Genomic DNA, 14033 nt, shown 5'->3' with positions numbered 1-14033 from the left:
TCGAACACTTGTGAAGCGGTCCGTCAGGCTGAAATGGTGAACCTGATTGGAGGCGCCGTTCGGGCGCGGTGCGATGCAGAAGGACCTGTTGACGCGAGGGGACAGCAGTCTCGCCGGCGGCAAAGCCGAGGCGTCGCCGCTGGAGGCTCCCCCGGCAGACTCCCGCGCCAGGGCCAGGGCCCTGTTGATGGGGCTGCAGGATTCCATCTGCGCGGGTCTCGAGACGGTCGATGGCGAGGGTCGCTTCGCTGAGGAGAGCTGGGTGAGGCCCGAGGGTGGCGGTGGCCGCTCGCGGGTGATGAAGGAGGGCCGCGTCTTCGAGCAGGGGGGCGTCAACTTCTCGGAAGTGGAGGGATCGGAGCTGCCCCCGTCGATCCTCAGTCAGCGACCCGAGGCCCGCGGTCACAACTGGTTTGCCACCGGCACCTCGATGGTGCTCCACCCCCGCAATCCCTACATCCCCACCGTCCATCTCAACTACCGCTACTTCGAGGCCGGTCCGGTGTGGTGGTTCGGCGGTGGCGCCGATCTCACCCCGTACTACCCGTTCCTCGAGGATGCCCGCCACTTCCACCGCACCCTCAAGGCCGCCTGCGACAGCGTCAATCCGGCGTACTACCAGGTGTTCAAACCCTGGTGCGACGAATACTTCTTCCTCAAACACCGCCAGGAAACCCGCGGGGTGGGGGGGATCTTCTACGACTACCAGGATCCCCGTGGTGTGCTCTACAAGGGCCAGGATCCGGAGGGGCCAGCCGCGGCGGTGAGTCGGAGGCTCGGCCCGATCGCCCAGGGGTGGGAGCAGCTGTTCCAGCTGGCCAGTGCCTGTGGAAATGGGTTCCTGCCCAGCTATGTGCCGATCGCCGAAAGGCGCCAGGGTCTCGCCTACGGCGATCGGGAACGGGAGTTTCAGTTGTACCGCCGCGGGCGCTACGTGGAGTTCAATCTGGTGTTCGATCGCGGCACGATCTTCGGCCTCCAGACCAATGGCCGCACCGAATCGATCCTGATGTCCCTTCCTCCCCTGGTGCGCTGGGAGTACGGCTACCAGCCCGAGGCCGGCAGCCGCGAAGCCCTGCTCACCGATCTGTTCACTCGGCCTCAGGACTGGCTGGAGGACCCGGCACTCGAGGGGCGCTGCGCTCCGCACCAGGCGGTGCACTGACGAGCGGCCTGAGCCCTGCAGCAGCGGTGGGGATCGATCCCGCTCCCACGGGCTGGGCCGGAAATCTCCCCGGCCCGCGATCCAGGCCCTGCTCCAGGGCCTCCACCACCCGGCGGGCGATCGCCTCCACGGCGGCGTCGCGGCGGGAGGGGTCCCGGAGGGTGCGCTCGAGGGCTCCCTCCAGCTTGCCGATCTCCAGGATGGCGATCCCGCGGCGGGGAGCCCCGAGACCCTCGCGGTAGTGCAGCGGATAGGAGCCGAAGGCGAGGGCAAGGCTCTCATCGAGCCGGCTGGGCTGGCGATGCAGGGGCGGGATCAACCCCGAGCCGACCCCATCGGGGCCGTAGGCGTCGTAATGGATCTCGAGGGCATAACCTCCCGCCGCGGCATGGGCCTTGCCCACGCTCCAGTTGGTGCGGGGGTCGTCGCCGTCGGCGATGGTGCGCACGGGGGGCTCATAGAGCCGGATCGCCAGGCCGCGTTGCCGCCCCAGGGCCACCACGGCCCGGGCGGTGACGAGATTCCAGTACAGCTCGTCGCGGATCCCCGGCTGCATCGGGCGTGCCCCCAGCCGATCCACCGCCTCGCCGGCCGTGCCGGCCCCGGCGATGCCCTGGGAGTCGGCATGGCCGGCCATCACCAGGATCTCGGTGCCCGCGGCAAGGGGCCGCAGGCCGACCCAGTCCTTGTTGCGGCTGAGGCGACTGCGGGGGCCGGTGAGCGGATCGGGATCCAGCAGCATCGGCGCGCGGGCGATCGCTCCAGGCACGCTCAGCAGGGCGGCCAGGCCGATCAGCAGCAGGGCTCTGGGGTGGGCCATGGCGATCCGCTAGATGGGTGAGCTGAGCAGATTGGCATCACTGAACAGCCCCAGCTTCGGCCCGAGCTCCAGTTCCAGGGCGATCAGCTCGTCCCGGTGGGCGCGCAGCCGCAGGGCGCTGCCGGTGGCCTGGTCATGGCTGATCAGGCGCAGTTCGACGGTTTCGGCCCGTGCGGCCCGGCGCCGGTAGAGCACCCCTGCCAGGGGGCCCAGGGCCACCAGGATCAGGGGCCACCAGCCCAGGGCGGGCTCGATCTGCCGCACCACCAGGCCGAGGCAGCCGGCTCCCACGCCCCCCAGCAGCGACAGGAGACCGGCCAGTAGCGCGCTCGAGCGGACCTGGCCGCGGAAGCGCAGGCTGCGGTGCTCGGGGTTGGTCTCCTCTGCCGTCCAGCCCCGTTGCTGAAGCCAGCTGCTCAGGCTTTCGAGCACCTCCAGGGGAGGACGGGAGGAGCGGACCTCCACCGTGGTGGTGCGGTCCTTGCTGGCGGCCCGCAGAAAGAAGACCAGCCCCACCGCGAGCAGCAGGGTCAGGACCAGGGTGGAGCCGGTGGGATTCATGGAGCTGCAGAACTCAACCCATTCTGCGGGGAGGCTCCGGTGGGCGGCGTCCAACATGGACCCGGTTCCACCCCTGTGCCCTTCCCTCGCCATGACTGCCGCCCCCCCCAGCAACCTGCCCGAGCCGGCCCGGTTCGCCGTCTTCGACGGTGATCTCGATGCGGAATGGGCCGCCCTCTATGCCGGAGCGCGGGCCCTGGCCGTGGACACCGAGGCGATGGGCCTGATCCATGGCCGCGATCGGCTCTGCCTGGTGCAGATCTGCGATGACGCCGACAACGTCTGCTGCATCCGGCTGGCCCGTGGTCAGCAGCGGGCTCCCCTCCTCCAGGCCTTGATGGAGAACCCCGCCATCGAGAAGGTGTTCCACTTCGCCCGCTTCGACGTGGCAGCCCTGGCCGAGAACCTCGGGATGGCGGTGGATCCCATCTTCTGCACCAAGATCGGCAGCCGGCTGGGCCGCACCTACAGCCCCCGCCATGGCCTCAAGGACGTGGTGCAGGAGCTGGTGGGGGTTGAACTGGACAAGCGGGCCCAGAGTTCCGACTGGGGGCAGGTGGAGGACCTCAGCGAGGCACAGCTGGCCTACGCCGCCGGGGATGTGCGCTACCTGCTCCCGGCCCGCGACCGGCTGGAGACGATGCTGCGCCGCGAGGAGCGCTGGGAGCTGGCGCAGCGCTGCTTCCGCTGCCTGCCGGTGTTGGCCGATCTGGACCGGCAACGCTTCCCGCTGCTGTTCGAGCATTCCAGCGGCGGCAACCGCTGAGCGGGGCAGGCTTCAGTCCTCCAGCATGAAGTGTTCGTCGTTGCCGACGGCCTCCAGCAGGGAGGAGAGCAGTTCGTGGGTGGAGGCACTGCCGCTGCTGGCCGCTGCCAGCATCTCCTCGGCCAGGGCCAGTTTGTCCGCCCCGTCCCGTATTCCGGCGGCGGCGGCCTGGACGTCGACCTTGCGGCGAGCGGAGGCCAGACTCACCCCCAGGACGCTGGCGAGGCGGCTGCAGGCGATGGTGTAAGCCCGATCCTGGATGCCGGCCATCGGTGGAGACCCTCGGGAATGAGGGGCATCATCCCAGTCGGTCGGTTCGCAGCAGCCGCTGCTCGATCAGCTCGGCCAGGCGATCACTGCCTCCCGGCGGGCCCATGCGGTGCCGGCCGATCCGGCCGAGCCGTGCGCGCAGGCCTGGATCTGCCAGCCAGCGGCTGAGCTGTTCGACCAGTTCGGCCGAGCCATGGCAGGGCTGCACCGCGCCCCCCAGCAGGCGACTCTGGCGGCGGGCGAAGCCCGCCTTGAACTGGGGCCCCGGGCCAGGCAGCGACAGCGCCGGCACCCCCAGCCCGGTGAGCTGTTCGGTCGCCGTGCCCGCGGTGGCCAGGCCCAGCTCCGCCCAGCGGGCCCAGCGGCCGAAGCAGCCCGAACCCAGCAGCAGGGTGAGGGGCCCACGGCCCCAGCGGCTGTCGGCACCCGTGCCGGCCCGCTCGGGGTCCGGGGGCAGGGGACGCCAACCCCTTGCGGTCAGCAGGGTGTGCCACTCGGTGGCGGTTGGCCGGGAGGTGCTGGCCACCAGCAGGGCCGTCGGTCCCTGGGGCCGCCACTGCTCCAGGGCTGTCAGCATCCGGGCCGCATTCTCCAGGGCCTCCGGCATCCGACTTCCCGCCAGCAGCAGCAGCCGCTGCTGGCGGGCGAGCCAGGCCGGAGGAGCATCGGCCGCCTCGAAACCGTCGGTCATGGGGTTGCCGGGAGCCAGGGCCGCCACCCCGCGACGCCGCAGCCCCCGGGCCGTGAGCCGATCGCGCACCGCGACCAGGCGGCAGCGCCTGTGGCCCATCAGCCGCCACTCCCAGGGATCCCACTCGCTGCCCTTGCAGGCGTGATAGCCGTCCGCCAGGGGAGTGGCTCCCCAGCCCGGCGGAGGCGGCGACGCCCAAGTGAAGTCGCTCTTCGGTGTGCCGATGAACCCGAACGGCGCGCCGCTGGCCCAGGCCAGCAGGAGGGGAAGCAGGTCTCCCACCGCGAGCACGGGGGCGCCGCTGCGGCCCCATGCCCGCACCCACTGCCACTGCCGCCAGCTCAGCTGGGGGAGTCCGGCCGCCAGATCACGCCTCAGCCCGCTGAGGCTCTGGTTGCTGAATCCGCCGCTGGGCAGGGAGCGCCGCGGACCGACCCGGCGCACCAGGCCGCCCTCCTCCGCGGACGCGAAGCTCTGCCCTTCGCCGACCAGGGGCAGCACGGCGATCTCGAGTCCGGCCAGCCGGCGGTGCAGCGCCTCCACGAGCCGCAGGGCGATGGCATCCTCCCCGTGGCCGTTGCTCAGGACCAGCAGCGGGGGGGGCATGCCATGGCTGATACGATCCGCTCACGGGAGTTTGATCCCTGGCCGGCGGCATGGCCAAGTGGTAAGGCAGAGGATTGCAAATCCTTTACCCCCAGTTCGAATCTGGGTGCCGCCTCTCTTCTTTCCTGCCTCATTTCTCCCCTCAACGGTCCTTCAACGCCGACATTGCCGCACACCAGGCTGACCATGGCCGGTCGGATGTCTAGCTTCAGGGCCATGTCGGCTTCTCCAGCCATGCGTCCAGCCCATCCCGGCTTCCCAGCCGTCCGCCGGGGCCGTGTGCTCGCCGGTCTGATCGTCGTGGCCATGGCGGGCGCTGGCGCCCTCTCGGCTTCCCCGGCAGGGGCGTGTGAGCGCCATCTCGACGGCCACCAGAGCGGGTCCCAGACCCAGTCCGAGGTGATGGGGGGGCGCTGAAGGGCTAGCGCCTCGCTTCCGCCTCCCAGCTGGCACCACCGCTGGTGCTCCTGGCCTCGCAGCGCAGCTGCCGTTCCTCCAGCCGGCATGAACCCCGGGCCAGGTGCGTTCGCGGCAGGCTGATCAGCAGGCCCCGGGGGCTGTAGCGGCTCGCGGCGACCGTGGTCACGGTGAGGCTGGTGGGCCACTGGGGATCACAGCGGGCTTCGCGGTTGCAGCGCATCGGTTCCTGGCCCGTGGCCAGCTGGCCCACGAAGATCAGTTGTTCCACCGCCACATCCTCTGCCACCCCCGTGGAGAGGAACCGCACGGTGAGCATGCCCTCCAGGTTCTGCTCCAGCCTGATCGCCCGGCAGGTCTGGGGTCTCGCGCCGCTGTCCGGGGCCTGGGCTTCGGTCCGCAAGGTGCAGGTGTTGGTCTCGGCCTCCCAGCGTCCGTAGCCCTCGGCCGAGGCCGGCGCCAGCACCCCGAGGAGGCCCAGCACGAACCAGGGCAGCGTCAGTAACCCGAGTCGGCGACGCAGTGGCCCTGGCAGCTGATGCCATTGCTGGCCGTGCGGCCGCAGTGGCCGCAGAGCACCGGATCGCTGCCGGGCTGCGGCTGGGAAGGGGAGGAGCACGGGGGGTGGACGAACGGGGTGGTCGGGGCCTGTGGGGGCAGGGTGCTCATAGTGGCCGCATCGGAGCAGGCAGACCGTTTCACCATGGCGCATTCACCCCCGTCGTCGCCCGTCTTGCCCGCCTCTGCAGGCTTGCCGGGCATCGGCGTGGGCACCTGGGCGTGGGGCAACCAGTTCCTCTGGGGGTATGACCCCAGCCAGGATGGGCAGCTGGAGGCCACGTTCCGCCGCGCCGTGGAGCTCGGGCTGCGGTTCTTCGACACGGCGGACTCCTACGGCACGGGCCGCCTCAACGGCCGCAGTGAAACCTTGCTGGGCCGGTTCTGTGCCGGCCTCGACCCTGCCCAGCGGTCCCGGCTGTGCCTGGCGACCAAGTTGGCGCCCTTCCCCTGGCGCCTGGGCCGGCAGGGCTTCGCGCGAGCGTTCGCGGCCTCCCGGAAGCGCCTGCAGGGCCAGCTGGATCGGGTGCAGCTGCACTGGAGCACCTCCCGCTACGCCCCCTGGCAGGAAGGGCCCCTGCTCGATGGCCTGGCGGATCTGGTGCTCCGGGGTGAGGTGTCCTCCCTGGGGGTCTCGAACATGGGGCCGCAGCGCCTCCGCCGGATCCATGGCCAGCTGGCTCGGCGGGGCGTGCCCCTGACCAGCCTGCAGGTGCAGTTCTCGCTGCTCTGTCCGGGAGGGATCGAGCCGGGTGGGGTCGTGGAGGTCTGCCGCGAGCTGGGGATTGAGCTGATTGCCTACAGCCCCCTGGCCCTGGGGTTGCTCGGCCGCGGCCCTGGTGAGTCCGTCCCCCGTGGTCCCCGGGGAGCCCTGTTCCGTCGGCTGGCGCCGGAGGTGGCGCCGCTGCTGGCGACCATGGCGGCGGTGGCGGCTCCCCATGGGGCCCCACTGGCCGCCGTGGCGCTGAACTGGTGCCGCTCCCACGGCGCCATGCCGATCCCGGGTCTGCGGAGCCCCGAGCAGGTCGAGGGGGTGGCGGAAGCCCTCTGCTGGCAGCTCGAGCCTGCGGCACGGGACGCCCTGGACCGTCAGGCCCGGCAGCTGCGCCGGCGCATGCCCGGAAATCCCTTCACCAGCGCCTGAGCGCTCTCCTGGGCCGGAGGCCTGAGCTGGGCCGAGCGGCCGCCGGCCGGCCTCAGGAGGCGGCGGGCTCGGGCGTGAGCACCACCGGCATCGCCTGGGGCCGCACCAGGGGGCTGACCGCCAGGCTGCCTGGATCCCCCAGCTCCTCCATCGCCGCCAGCGACGGCGCGGCCTCAGGGCCACAGGCCTGGAGGGCCTCCTGCAGGAGCGAATCGAACGTGGCCCCCTGCAGACGGTGGCGGGCCAGTTCCATGAAGACCCGGGCGAGGGATTCGCCGGCCGCTGCGCGCAGAGCCGGATTGTTGCTGCGCAGCTCCTGCTCCTCTTCGATCGCACGGATGAAGCGCTCCGTCACCTCGCGCTTGGTGTTGGCGCGGATGCGGGTGTCCTGCTCCGCCGGGGTCAGCGCGGTCCGGGCCTCCAGCTCGGCCAGGCGCCTGCGCAGGCTGTCGAGCACCTCGTGCACTTCCTTGGCGATATGGGCGAGCTGCCCGTCGGAGAGTCGCGGCAGGTCAGCGACGTAGACCTTGCCATGGTCCCGGAGGGTGAGGAACGTGGGCCGCATGCCGCCCCGCAGGGCGGCGGGGACGGGATCCCGCGGACGGTTTGGCCGGGCGGGCGGAACCGGGCCGGCCGAACTGCGGCGCCGGGTGATGCGTTGGCCGGAGGTCAGGGAGGTCTGGGGACTATTCATGCGGGACTACTCAGGCGAAAACCACGTTCAGAGCTGGGCATCAACGGCGCTGGCTCGGGCCCTGGGCTGTCAGCGAGGCGGGTGGCGAGGCTGACGACGGTGCTGGGGGCGGTGCCGGAGGAGGGCGACGGCCAAGGACGGTGATCGGGTTCGAAAAGCGGTTGCACACCTCATTGCACGCCACCTCCTCCCGTCAAGGCCTCGTCTCTCGACTGCGGACTGTATGCCGTGATGCCGTGGGAACGGCTGCCAGCCAACCCGCCGGGCCTTGGGACATCCAATCTGACGCAGCCCTCCGTCAGCTGGGCAGACCCACCAGAACCGGATCGCCTGGCTGCCGGGTCACCACCTCGCCCAGGGGCCAGGCCTCGTAGCCGGCCTCCCTGCAGGTCGCCAGCGCCAGGGTCAGGGCATCGGCAGGCACCACCAGGCAGAAACCCACCCCGAGATTGAAGGTGTTCCAGAGGTCGGGTTCGGGGACATCCCCGGCCTCCTGCAGCCAGCGGAACACCGGGGGACGCTCCCAGCTGGCCGGATTCAGCAGGGCCTGGACCCCGTCCGGCAGGCAGCGGGGCAGATTCTCCGGCAATCCCCCTCCGGTGATGTGGGCCATGCCCCGGATGGGCACGGCCGCCTGGAGCAGGGACCTGACCAGGGCTCCGTAGAGCCGGGTCGGAGTCAGCAGGGTGTCGATGAGGGGGGCGTCCCCTCCGGGCAGTGGGGTCGCGGTGCCGACACCCCGGGCCTCGAGGATCCGGCGCACCAGGCTGAACCCGTTGCTGTGCACACCGCTGCTGGCCACGCCGATGATCCTGTCCCCTGCCGCAATGGAGCGGCCGTCGATCAGGGCGCTCGCCTCGACCACGGCCACGCAGAATCCCGCCAGGTCGTAGCGACCGGGTCCGTAGAACCCCGGCATTTCGGCGGTTTCGCCCCCCAGGAGTGCGCATCCGCTCTGGCGACAACCGTCGGCGATGCCCTCCACCACCTCGGCCATCGCTTCGGGGCTGAGCTTGCCGGTGGCGATGTAGTCGAGAAAGAACAGGGGCTCGGCGCCGCTGGTGATGACGTCGTTGACGCACATGGCGACCAGATCGATTCCCACCGCGTGGTGCCGGCCATGGGCCTGGGCCAGCTCCAGCTTGGTCCCCACCCCGTCGGTCCCGGACACCAGCAGGGGCTCCCGCAGGCCTGACGGCAGGCGGCAGAGGCCCCCGAAGCCCCCAAGGCCGCCCACCACCTCAGGGCGCCGGGTGGCCTCGACGCTGCTGCGGATGCGCTCCACGAAGGCGCGGCCTGCGACCACGTCGACGCCGGCAGTGCGGTAATCCATCGCTCGAGTCCCGATCCAGGCTGGCAACGATCCTCCAACGCCACGGGCCGGCCGCTGCCCCACCAGACAGGCGCCGCGCAAGTGGTCAATCCGTCGATCGGCACATGCGGCAATCAGTGTGCCTTATGGAGGCCATTGGGTTGCCTGATTGATCGGCGCCGGCTCCAGCGCCTCGAGCCCTGCTGGGGCCTTGTGAGTCTGGTGTGATGACCATTTCTGATCGGTGCTGCCTGTTGCGTTGCTCACCAAATTGCCTGTCTGATCCAGTTAGGTTTGCGCCGTCGTTATTCCCGTCAGGAACTCCGCAGGCGAATTCGCTTCCTGAGTGGCCCCATTCCACCGGCTCCGGAACACCAGATCTTCTGGAGTTTCTGGAGCCCGGATAAGAGCCCAAGCGAATCCAACGCCGGTGAGCCATCCCCAAAGGGGTGGTTGCTGGTCTCCAGCGAGTTTCGCCCGTTATGCGCCGAACCTTCTCGCTAGGGGCTCTTGCCCTGCTTCTCTCCGGCAGCGCCTTGGTTCCCGCCATCGCCGATTCCGCCCTCGCGACCACCCGGGAGCTCGCTCTCCCCGCTGCAGGTCTCGAGCCCGCCGGGACTCCCACCGGGACCCGGGTCGCCATCCGCGACACCGAGCTGGTCCCCACCGTCGAGGACGCCCCCCAGCCCGTGGCTCCTCCGGTGCGGATCGCCCCCACCCCAGCACCGGCACCCTCTCCTCGGGTCGTCAAGGTGATCCAGGGTCAGGCCAGCTGGTATGGCCCCGGCTTCTATGGCAACCGCACGGCCAACGGTGAGGTCTTCCGACGCGGCACCCTCACCGCGGCCCATCGCACCCTCCCGTTCGGCACCAAGGTGCGGGTCACCAACCTCCGCAACGGCCGCACCACCGTGGTTCGGATCAACGACCGGGGGCCCTTCCACGGCAACCGGGTGATCGACCTGGCCCATGGCGCCGCTTCCGAGGTTGGCCTCACTGCCAGTGGCGTCGCCCAGGTGAAGCTCGAAGTCCTGCGCTGATCCGCAGCCCAGCACGGCTGGCTGTCTGGCTGAACCGCCCATCCGCCAATCTGGCGGGTGGGTTTTTTCATGTCCCCAGGGATCGTCCGTGCACCTGCTCCTGACCTGCCACGACCTCGCTGCCTGGCGGCAGCGGCAGGAGGCTCCGATCCACTTCGTTCCCACGATGGGTGCCCTGCATCAAGGGCATGAAGCGTTGATCCATGCCGCAGCCCGACCGGTGGCGGGCCGGGAGCCCGTGGTGCTGGTGAGCGTCTTCGTGAATCCGCTCCAGTTCGGTCCCCAGGAGGACTTCGGGCGCTACCCCCGCAACCTCGATGCCGATGCAGGGGTGGCTGCCGCAGCGGGCGCTGCGGCGTTGTTCGCGCCGGAGGCGGCTGAGCTCTATCCGGCGGGGGAGGCGGGCCTGACCCGGGTCCAGCCGCCGTCCTCACTGCGGCGGTCTCTCTGCGCCCCCCTGCGGCCGGGCCACTTCGAGGGGGTGGCCACCGTGGTGGTCCGCCTCCTGGCCCTGATCCGCCCCGAGCGCCTGCTGCTGGGGGAGAAGGACTGGCAGCAGCTCGTGATCCTCCGCCGGGTGGTGCGCGATCTGGGGCTGCCCGTGCAGGTGCAGGGCTGTGCCACGGTGCGGGAGGCCGATGGGCTGGCCTGCAGCTCCCGCAACCGCTACCTCTCCGCCGACCAGCGGACCCAGGCCGGGGCCCTGCCAAGGGCGCTGAAGATCGCGTCCAGCCAGTCCGGCCTGCCTGGCGGTGCGATCACCGGGGGCTTGCGGCAGCGTCTCGAGGCCGCCGGGCTGGAGGTGGAGTACGCCGAACTGGTGATGGCCCATAGTCTGGAGCCCGTCGACCGGGTGGCAGGGTTGTGTCTGCTGGCGAGCGCCGTCCGATGCGGCCCGGGTCGCCTGATCGATCACACCTTTCTGATGAGCCGTTCGCCGATCGTTGCCATTGATGGCCCTGCCGGGGCGGGGAAGAGCACGGTGACCCGCGCCTTCGCCCGACGTCTCGGCCTGATCTACCTCGACACCGGGGCGATGTACCGCGCCGTCACCTGGTGGGTGCAGCACCTGGGGGCGGATCCCGCCCTGCCGGAGGCCGTGGCGGCGGCATTGGCCGGCCTCGATCTGCAGATCTCCGCGGCCGCGGAGGGGGCCCAGCAGGTCTGCATCAATGGCCACGACGTCACCGAGGCGATCCGCAGCCCTGAGGTGACGGCGCAGGTCTCCGCCGTGGCCGCCCACGGCTGCGTGCGCGACGCCCTCACGGCTCAGCAGCAGGCCATGGGCTCCCGCGGCGGACTGGTGGCCGAGGGACGGGACATCGGCACGGCTGTCTTCCCGGACGCCGACCTCAAGGTGTTTCTCACCGCCACGGTGGCCGAGCGGGCCCGGCGCCGGGCGCAGGACCTCGAGGCCCGTGGCTTTGCCGTCCCATCCCAGCCGGTCCTCGAGGCCGAGATCGCCGAGCGGGACCACCGTGATGCCACCCGGGCCGTGGCCCCCCTGCGGATGGCCGACGATGCGGTGGAGCTGGTCACCGACGGCATGGCCATCGAGGCGGTGATCCAGGCCCTGGTGGATCTGTTCCGTGACCGGGTGCCCCACGATGCCTGGCCGGATCCGGACCCGCAGCCCTGACACGGGCCTTGGGGCGCCGTCACCCCGGGCGGTGGTGCTCCAGCAGTCCCACGCAGGCGTCCGCGAGCAGGTCGAGCACATGCTCGAAACCCTCCGGCCCGCCGTAGTAGGGATCCGGCACCTCCTCGGCCCGCAGTCGTCGGCCATAGGCTGTGAGGGGCTCGATCCTGGCAAGCCCGGGGCGGCCGCCCAACTCCTGGGCGAGGGCACGCACGCTCGCCAGGTTGTCCTGGTCCATCGTGAGGATGTGATCGAAGCCGGTCAGATCCCCCAGGGTGATCTGGCGGGCCCGGCTGGTCAGATCGATGCCCCGTTGCCGGGCCGCCGCGCGCATGCGGGCATCGGCCGGCTTGCCGCTGTGCCAGCCGCCGGTGCCGGCCGAATCCACCTCGAAGTGCTCCTCGAGACCCTCCCGGGCCAGCAGATGGCGAAACACCCCTTCCGCTGCGGGAGAGCGGCAGATGTTGCCGAGGCAGACAAACAGGACGCGGGTCGGTTCCGTCAAGGGCGGCGCAGGCGTGCAAGGGCCAACTCTGCCCGCAGGCAGACCACGGGGGGATTCTCCTCAGCCGCTCTGCAGAGCGCCTGCAGGCCCTCGAGGCCGCGTTGCCAGGCCGGGGAGTCCCTGACCTGGCCGTGCCCCAGGGATTCCAGACCGACGGCCACGGCGTAGCGCACCACCCATTCGCCGTCGTGGGTGGCCGCCAGCAGGGCGTCCAGGCAGCGCTGCCGCACCTGGAGGCGCTCCTGCTGCTCCAGGGGTTCCAGCCGCAGCTGGCCCAGCCCCCGGGCCGCCGCCCGCCGCACACTCGCCGCCACGTCGGTGCCCAGGGCCTCCACCAACAGGTCCAGGCCGCGCACATCCCCGATGCCGGCCAGGGCCCGCACGGCCCAGGCCCTGGCGCCGTAGTTCTGGGCATCCAGCTGGAGCAGCGCTTCGACGGCTCCAGGGCCGAGGGCAATCAGGCCCTCCACCGCCGTCACGGCGGCGCCGGGGTTGTTGAACCCAAGCACCTCCACCAGGGTGGGGGCGGCCCCCAGCTGACGGCTGGCTGCCAGCTCCCGGGTGGCCACCACCAGGGCGAGGCTGTCGTCGGCGTCCCGGACGGCGGCGATCAAGCTCCCCAGATCCACGGCAGGGGCTGGGCCGTTCCTCTCCTGGCTGTCCAAGACCTCTCCTTCCATGGCCTCTCCTTCGACGGCCTCTTCTTCCATGGGGGCGCGGTTCTGGCGAAGGTTCATGCTCACAGCTGCAGGGTCATCAAGAGGAGGTCACAGGAGGGCGTCCATGCAGGCCAGCAGCTCCTCCTCCCCGGGGTCACCGTGGCCCCGCTCCACCAGACCCCGCAGGGCGATCAGCTTGAGGCTGTTCTCCGCCAGGGTTGCGCTGATGGCCTGATGGGCCCGGCGCCATCCCGCCGCTCCGAGGTCCATGAGGGCGGCGCGGCGCACCTGCAGCTGGGGATGGCCCAGCAGCTCCACCAGGATGTGGCCCCAGCGTTCCTCCCCGGTGAGCTGGAGCAGGGCCCGGGCCGTGGCGCTGCGGATCAGGGGGCGGGGGTGCTCGATGAAGGGCTGGATCACGCCGATCACCTCGGGGCTGGCGGTACCGATCTCGCCGATGGCCTCGATCAGGGCTTCGCAGGGTTCGACCAGCCGCGGGCTGTTCGGCTGCAGGGCGCCGGCGCCGGCCGGACCACTCGCCAGCCGGCGGCAGAGGGCCTCCACCGCCTCTGCGGCGCGGAGTTCTCCCAGGGCCCGGCCCGCCGCCTCCCGCAGCCCGTCATCCGGGTCCTCCAGGGTGTCGAGGAGGTCCGGAATGGCCGTCTCGGCCGCCGGCCCCAGCTTGCCCATGGCCCTGGCGGCGTTCCGGGCCACGGCGTTCTCCTCCACCCCGGCTCCCGGGTCCCGTGGGCGCCGTTGTCGCAGGGCCATGCGCAGCAGCGGGATGGTGTCGGGGTGCTGGCTGCGCATGCGCCCGAGCCACCAGGCGGCGTAGTACTGCTGGGAGGGATCCTCGCTCTGGCGGAGTCGCTCGAGCGCCTCCGTCTCACTGATGGGCGAGCCCGTGGTTGGGCCCGCGGCTGAGTCCATCCGTGGGGCCCCTGCCGTCGAGGCCGCCGAAGTTCTTGGATCAGAAGCCGCCATAGGGGTCAGATGCAGCCATGAAGGATCACCGCCAGCGCGGGAATGGGGGCTGGGGCGGTGCGGACAGGCTGAGGATTGGATGATGACAGGTCATGAAAAAGGCCCCCGAGCGGGGGCCAGAGGAGCCGAGGTAAGAACCCTTGAGGAGGGATTTCAGACGAGGGCGGCGATGGCGTAGTCGATGTAGTTGTTGGCGATGACA

16 protein-coding genes, 1 tRNA gene and 1 pseudogene are annotated in these 14033 nt (G+C 70.9%); 7 read left to right on the top strand and 11 right to left on the bottom strand.

The genetic code is table 11. The features are described from left to right. The first annotated feature begins 46 nt into the window (after positions 1–46). A complete protein-coding gene (hemF, locus tag ACLNEE_RS09335; protein WP_425625184.1) occupies positions 47–1165 on the top strand; it encodes an oxygen-dependent coproporphyrinogen oxidase in 1119 nt (372 codons plus the stop codon). Here the strand turns inward: hemF and ACLNEE_RS09330 are convergent. Together ACLNEE_RS09330 and ACLNEE_RS09325 are read right to left on the bottom strand one after the other, a co-directional pair. Further along, a complete protein-coding gene (locus ACLNEE_RS09330) occupies positions 1092–1985 on the bottom strand; it encodes a hypothetical protein (RefSeq protein ID WP_411423771.1) in 894 nt (297 codons plus the stop codon). The genes hemF and ACLNEE_RS09330 overlap by 74 nt on opposite strands. Before the next feature lie 9 nt (positions 1986–1994). Further along, positions 1995–2546, bottom strand: coding sequence for a cofactor assembly of complex C subunit B (locus tag ACLNEE_RS09325; protein WP_412007024.1), 552 nt, complete (start codon positions 2544–2546; stop codon positions 1995–1997). 91 nt (positions 2547–2637) lie between these two features. Here ACLNEE_RS09325 and ACLNEE_RS09320 point away from each other — a divergent pair, with 91 nt between their 5' ends. After that, the gene (locus ACLNEE_RS09320; protein WP_411423787.1) at positions 2638–3312 is read left to right on the top strand and encodes a ribonuclease D; all 675 of its coding nucleotides are present in this window, start codon (positions 2638–2640) and stop codon (positions 3310–3312) included. Between the two features lie 12 nt (positions 3313–3324). Here ACLNEE_RS09320 and ACLNEE_RS09315 read toward each other — a convergent pair whose 3' ends face one another. After that, positions 3325–3582 (bottom strand): hypothetical protein, encoded by a 258-nt coding sequence (locus ACLNEE_RS09315; protein ID WP_411423773.1) that lies wholly within the window; start codon positions 3580–3582, stop codon positions 3325–3327. Between the two features lie 28 nt (positions 3583–3610). Further along, entirely contained in the window at positions 3611–4879 is a 1269-nt protein-coding gene (locus tag ACLNEE_RS09310) for a lipid-A-disaccharide synthase-related protein (protein WP_411423774.1), read from the bottom strand. Between the two features lie 44 nt (positions 4880–4923). On the opposite strand from ACLNEE_RS09310, the gene ACLNEE_RS09305 reads away from it, so the two are divergent. Together ACLNEE_RS09305 and ACLNEE_RS09300 are read left to right on the top strand one after the other, a co-directional pair. Continuing rightward, positions 4924–4994 (top strand) — tRNA-Cys (locus ACLNEE_RS09305). A 119-nt stretch (positions 4995–5113) separates the two neighbouring features. Then, positions 5114–5296, top strand: coding sequence for a hypothetical protein (locus ACLNEE_RS09300; RefSeq protein WP_412007023.1), 183 nt, complete (start codon positions 5114–5116; stop codon positions 5294–5296). A gap of 4 nt (positions 5297–5300) precedes the next feature. Here the strand turns inward: ACLNEE_RS09300 and ACLNEE_RS09295 are convergent, their stop codons facing one another. After that, positions 5301–5780, bottom strand: coding sequence for a hypothetical protein (locus ACLNEE_RS09295; RefSeq protein WP_411423776.1), 480 nt, complete (start codon positions 5778–5780; stop codon positions 5301–5303). Between the two features lie 14 nt (positions 5781–5794). Next, positions 5795–5965, bottom strand: coding sequence for a hypothetical protein (locus tag ACLNEE_RS09290; RefSeq protein ID WP_412007022.1), 171 nt, complete (start codon positions 5963–5965; stop codon positions 5795–5797). Between the two features lie 64 nt (positions 5966–6029). Between ACLNEE_RS09290 and ACLNEE_RS09285 the strand changes: the two genes are divergently transcribed. Further along, positions 6030–6998 carry an aldo/keto reductase gene (locus tag ACLNEE_RS09285; protein ID WP_412007021.1) on the top strand — a complete coding sequence of 323 codons (969 nt, stop codon included), beginning with the start codon at positions 6030–6032 and terminating at the stop codon, positions 6996–6998. A 52-nt stretch (positions 6999–7050) separates the two neighbouring features. On the opposite strand, the gene ACLNEE_RS09280 is transcribed toward ACLNEE_RS09285, so the two are convergent. Together ACLNEE_RS09280 and purM are read right to left on the bottom strand one after the other, a co-directional pair. Next, complete coding sequence (locus ACLNEE_RS09280; protein ID WP_412007020.1) at positions 7051–7692, bottom strand: hypothetical protein; 642 nt, start codon at positions 7690–7692, stop codon at positions 7051–7053. Between the two features lie 298 nt (positions 7693–7990). Next, complete coding sequence (purM, locus tag ACLNEE_RS09275) at positions 7991–9025, bottom strand: phosphoribosylformylglycinamidine cyclo-ligase (protein WP_411423780.1); 1035 nt, start codon at positions 9023–9025, stop codon at positions 7991–7993. A 737-nt stretch (positions 9026–9762) separates the two neighbouring features. On the opposite strand from purM, the pseudogene ACLNEE_RS09270 reads away from it, so the two are divergent. Together ACLNEE_RS09270 and ACLNEE_RS09265 are read left to right on the top strand one after the other, a co-directional pair. Continuing rightward, positions 9763–10044: pseudogene (locus ACLNEE_RS09270) on the top strand (septal ring lytic transglycosylase RlpA family protein); the annotation flags it as partial. A gap of 88 nt (positions 10045–10132) precedes the next feature. Then, the gene (locus ACLNEE_RS09265) at positions 10133–11683 is read left to right on the top strand and encodes a bifunctional pantoate--beta-alanine ligase/(d)CMP kinase (protein WP_411423781.1); all 1551 of its coding nucleotides are present in this window, start codon (positions 10133–10135) and stop codon (positions 11681–11683) included. A 19-nt stretch (positions 11684–11702) separates the two neighbouring features. Here the strand turns inward: ACLNEE_RS09265 and ACLNEE_RS09260 are convergent, their stop codons facing one another. Genes ACLNEE_RS09260 through ACLNEE_RS09250 form a run of 3 tightly spaced genes read right to left on the bottom strand, consistent with a single transcriptional unit; the run spans position 11703 to position 13777 of the window. After that, complete coding sequence (locus ACLNEE_RS09260; RefSeq protein WP_411423782.1) at positions 11703–12188, bottom strand: low molecular weight protein-tyrosine-phosphatase; 486 nt, start codon at positions 12186–12188, stop codon at positions 11703–11705. Beyond that, positions 12185–12925 carry a HEAT repeat domain-containing protein gene (locus ACLNEE_RS09255; RefSeq protein WP_411423783.1) on the bottom strand — a complete coding sequence of 247 codons (741 nt, stop codon included), beginning with the start codon at positions 12923–12925 and terminating at the stop codon, positions 12185–12187. The genes ACLNEE_RS09260 and ACLNEE_RS09255 overlap by 4 nt, the downstream gene beginning before the upstream one ends. Before the next feature lie 30 nt (positions 12926–12955). Further along, positions 12956–13777 carry a HEAT repeat domain-containing protein gene (locus ACLNEE_RS09250; RefSeq protein ID WP_411423784.1) on the bottom strand — a complete coding sequence of 274 codons (822 nt, stop codon included), beginning with the start codon at positions 13775–13777 and terminating at the stop codon, positions 12956–12958. Between the last annotated feature and the right edge of the window lie 256 nt (positions 13778–14033).

Origin of the sequence: Aphanothece stagnina RSMan2012 (assembly GCF_046764815.1) — a bacterium.
Taxonomy (GTDB): Bacteria; Cyanobacteriota; Cyanobacteriia; order PCC-6307; family Cyanobiaceae; genus NIES-981.
The sequence above is the reverse complement of the archived record's forward strand: the minus strand, read 5'-3'. Positions and strand labels throughout refer to the sequence as shown.

Bases quoted from the DNA above. Each gene is read 5' to 3' on its own strand.
- ACLNEE_RS09330 (WP_411423771.1), bottom strand. From the start codon at position 1,985: ATGGCCCACCCCAGAGCCCTGCTGCTGATCGGCCTGGCCGCCCTGCTG.
- ACLNEE_RS09325 (WP_412007024.1), bottom strand. From the start codon at position 2,546: ATGAATCCCACCGGCTCCACCCTGGTCCTGACCCTGCTGCTCGCGGTG.
- ACLNEE_RS09320 (WP_411423787.1), top strand. From the start codon at position 2,638: ATGACTGCCGCCCCCCCCAGCAACCTGCCCGAGCCGGCCCGGTTCGCC.
- ACLNEE_RS09315 (WP_411423773.1), bottom strand. From the start codon at position 3,582: ATGGCCGGCATCCAGGATCGGGCTTACACCATCGCCTGCAGCCGCCTC.
- ACLNEE_RS09310 (WP_411423774.1), bottom strand. From the start codon at position 4,879: ATGCCCCCCCCGCTGCTGGTCCTGAGCAACGGCCACGGGGAGGATGCC.
- ACLNEE_RS09300 (WP_412007023.1), top strand. From the start codon at position 5,114: ATGCGTCCAGCCCATCCCGGCTTCCCAGCCGTCCGCCGGGGCCGTGTG.
- ACLNEE_RS09290 (WP_412007022.1), bottom strand. From the start codon at position 5,965: ATGAGCACCCTGCCCCCACAGGCCCCGACCACCCCGTTCGTCCACCCC.
- ACLNEE_RS09280 (WP_412007020.1), bottom strand. From the start codon at position 7,692: ATGAATAGTCCCCAGACCTCCCTGACCTCCGGCCAACGCATCACCCGG.
- purM (WP_411423780.1), bottom strand. From the start codon at position 9,025: ATGGATTACCGCACTGCCGGCGTCGACGTGGTCGCAGGCCGCGCCTTC.
- ACLNEE_RS09255 (WP_411423783.1), bottom strand. From the start codon at position 12,925: ATGAACCTTCGCCAGAACCGCGCCCCCATGGAAGAAGAGGCCGTCGAA.
- ACLNEE_RS09250 (WP_411423784.1), bottom strand. From the start codon at position 13,777: ATGGACTCAGCCGCGGGCCCAACCACGGGCTCGCCCATCAGTGAGACG.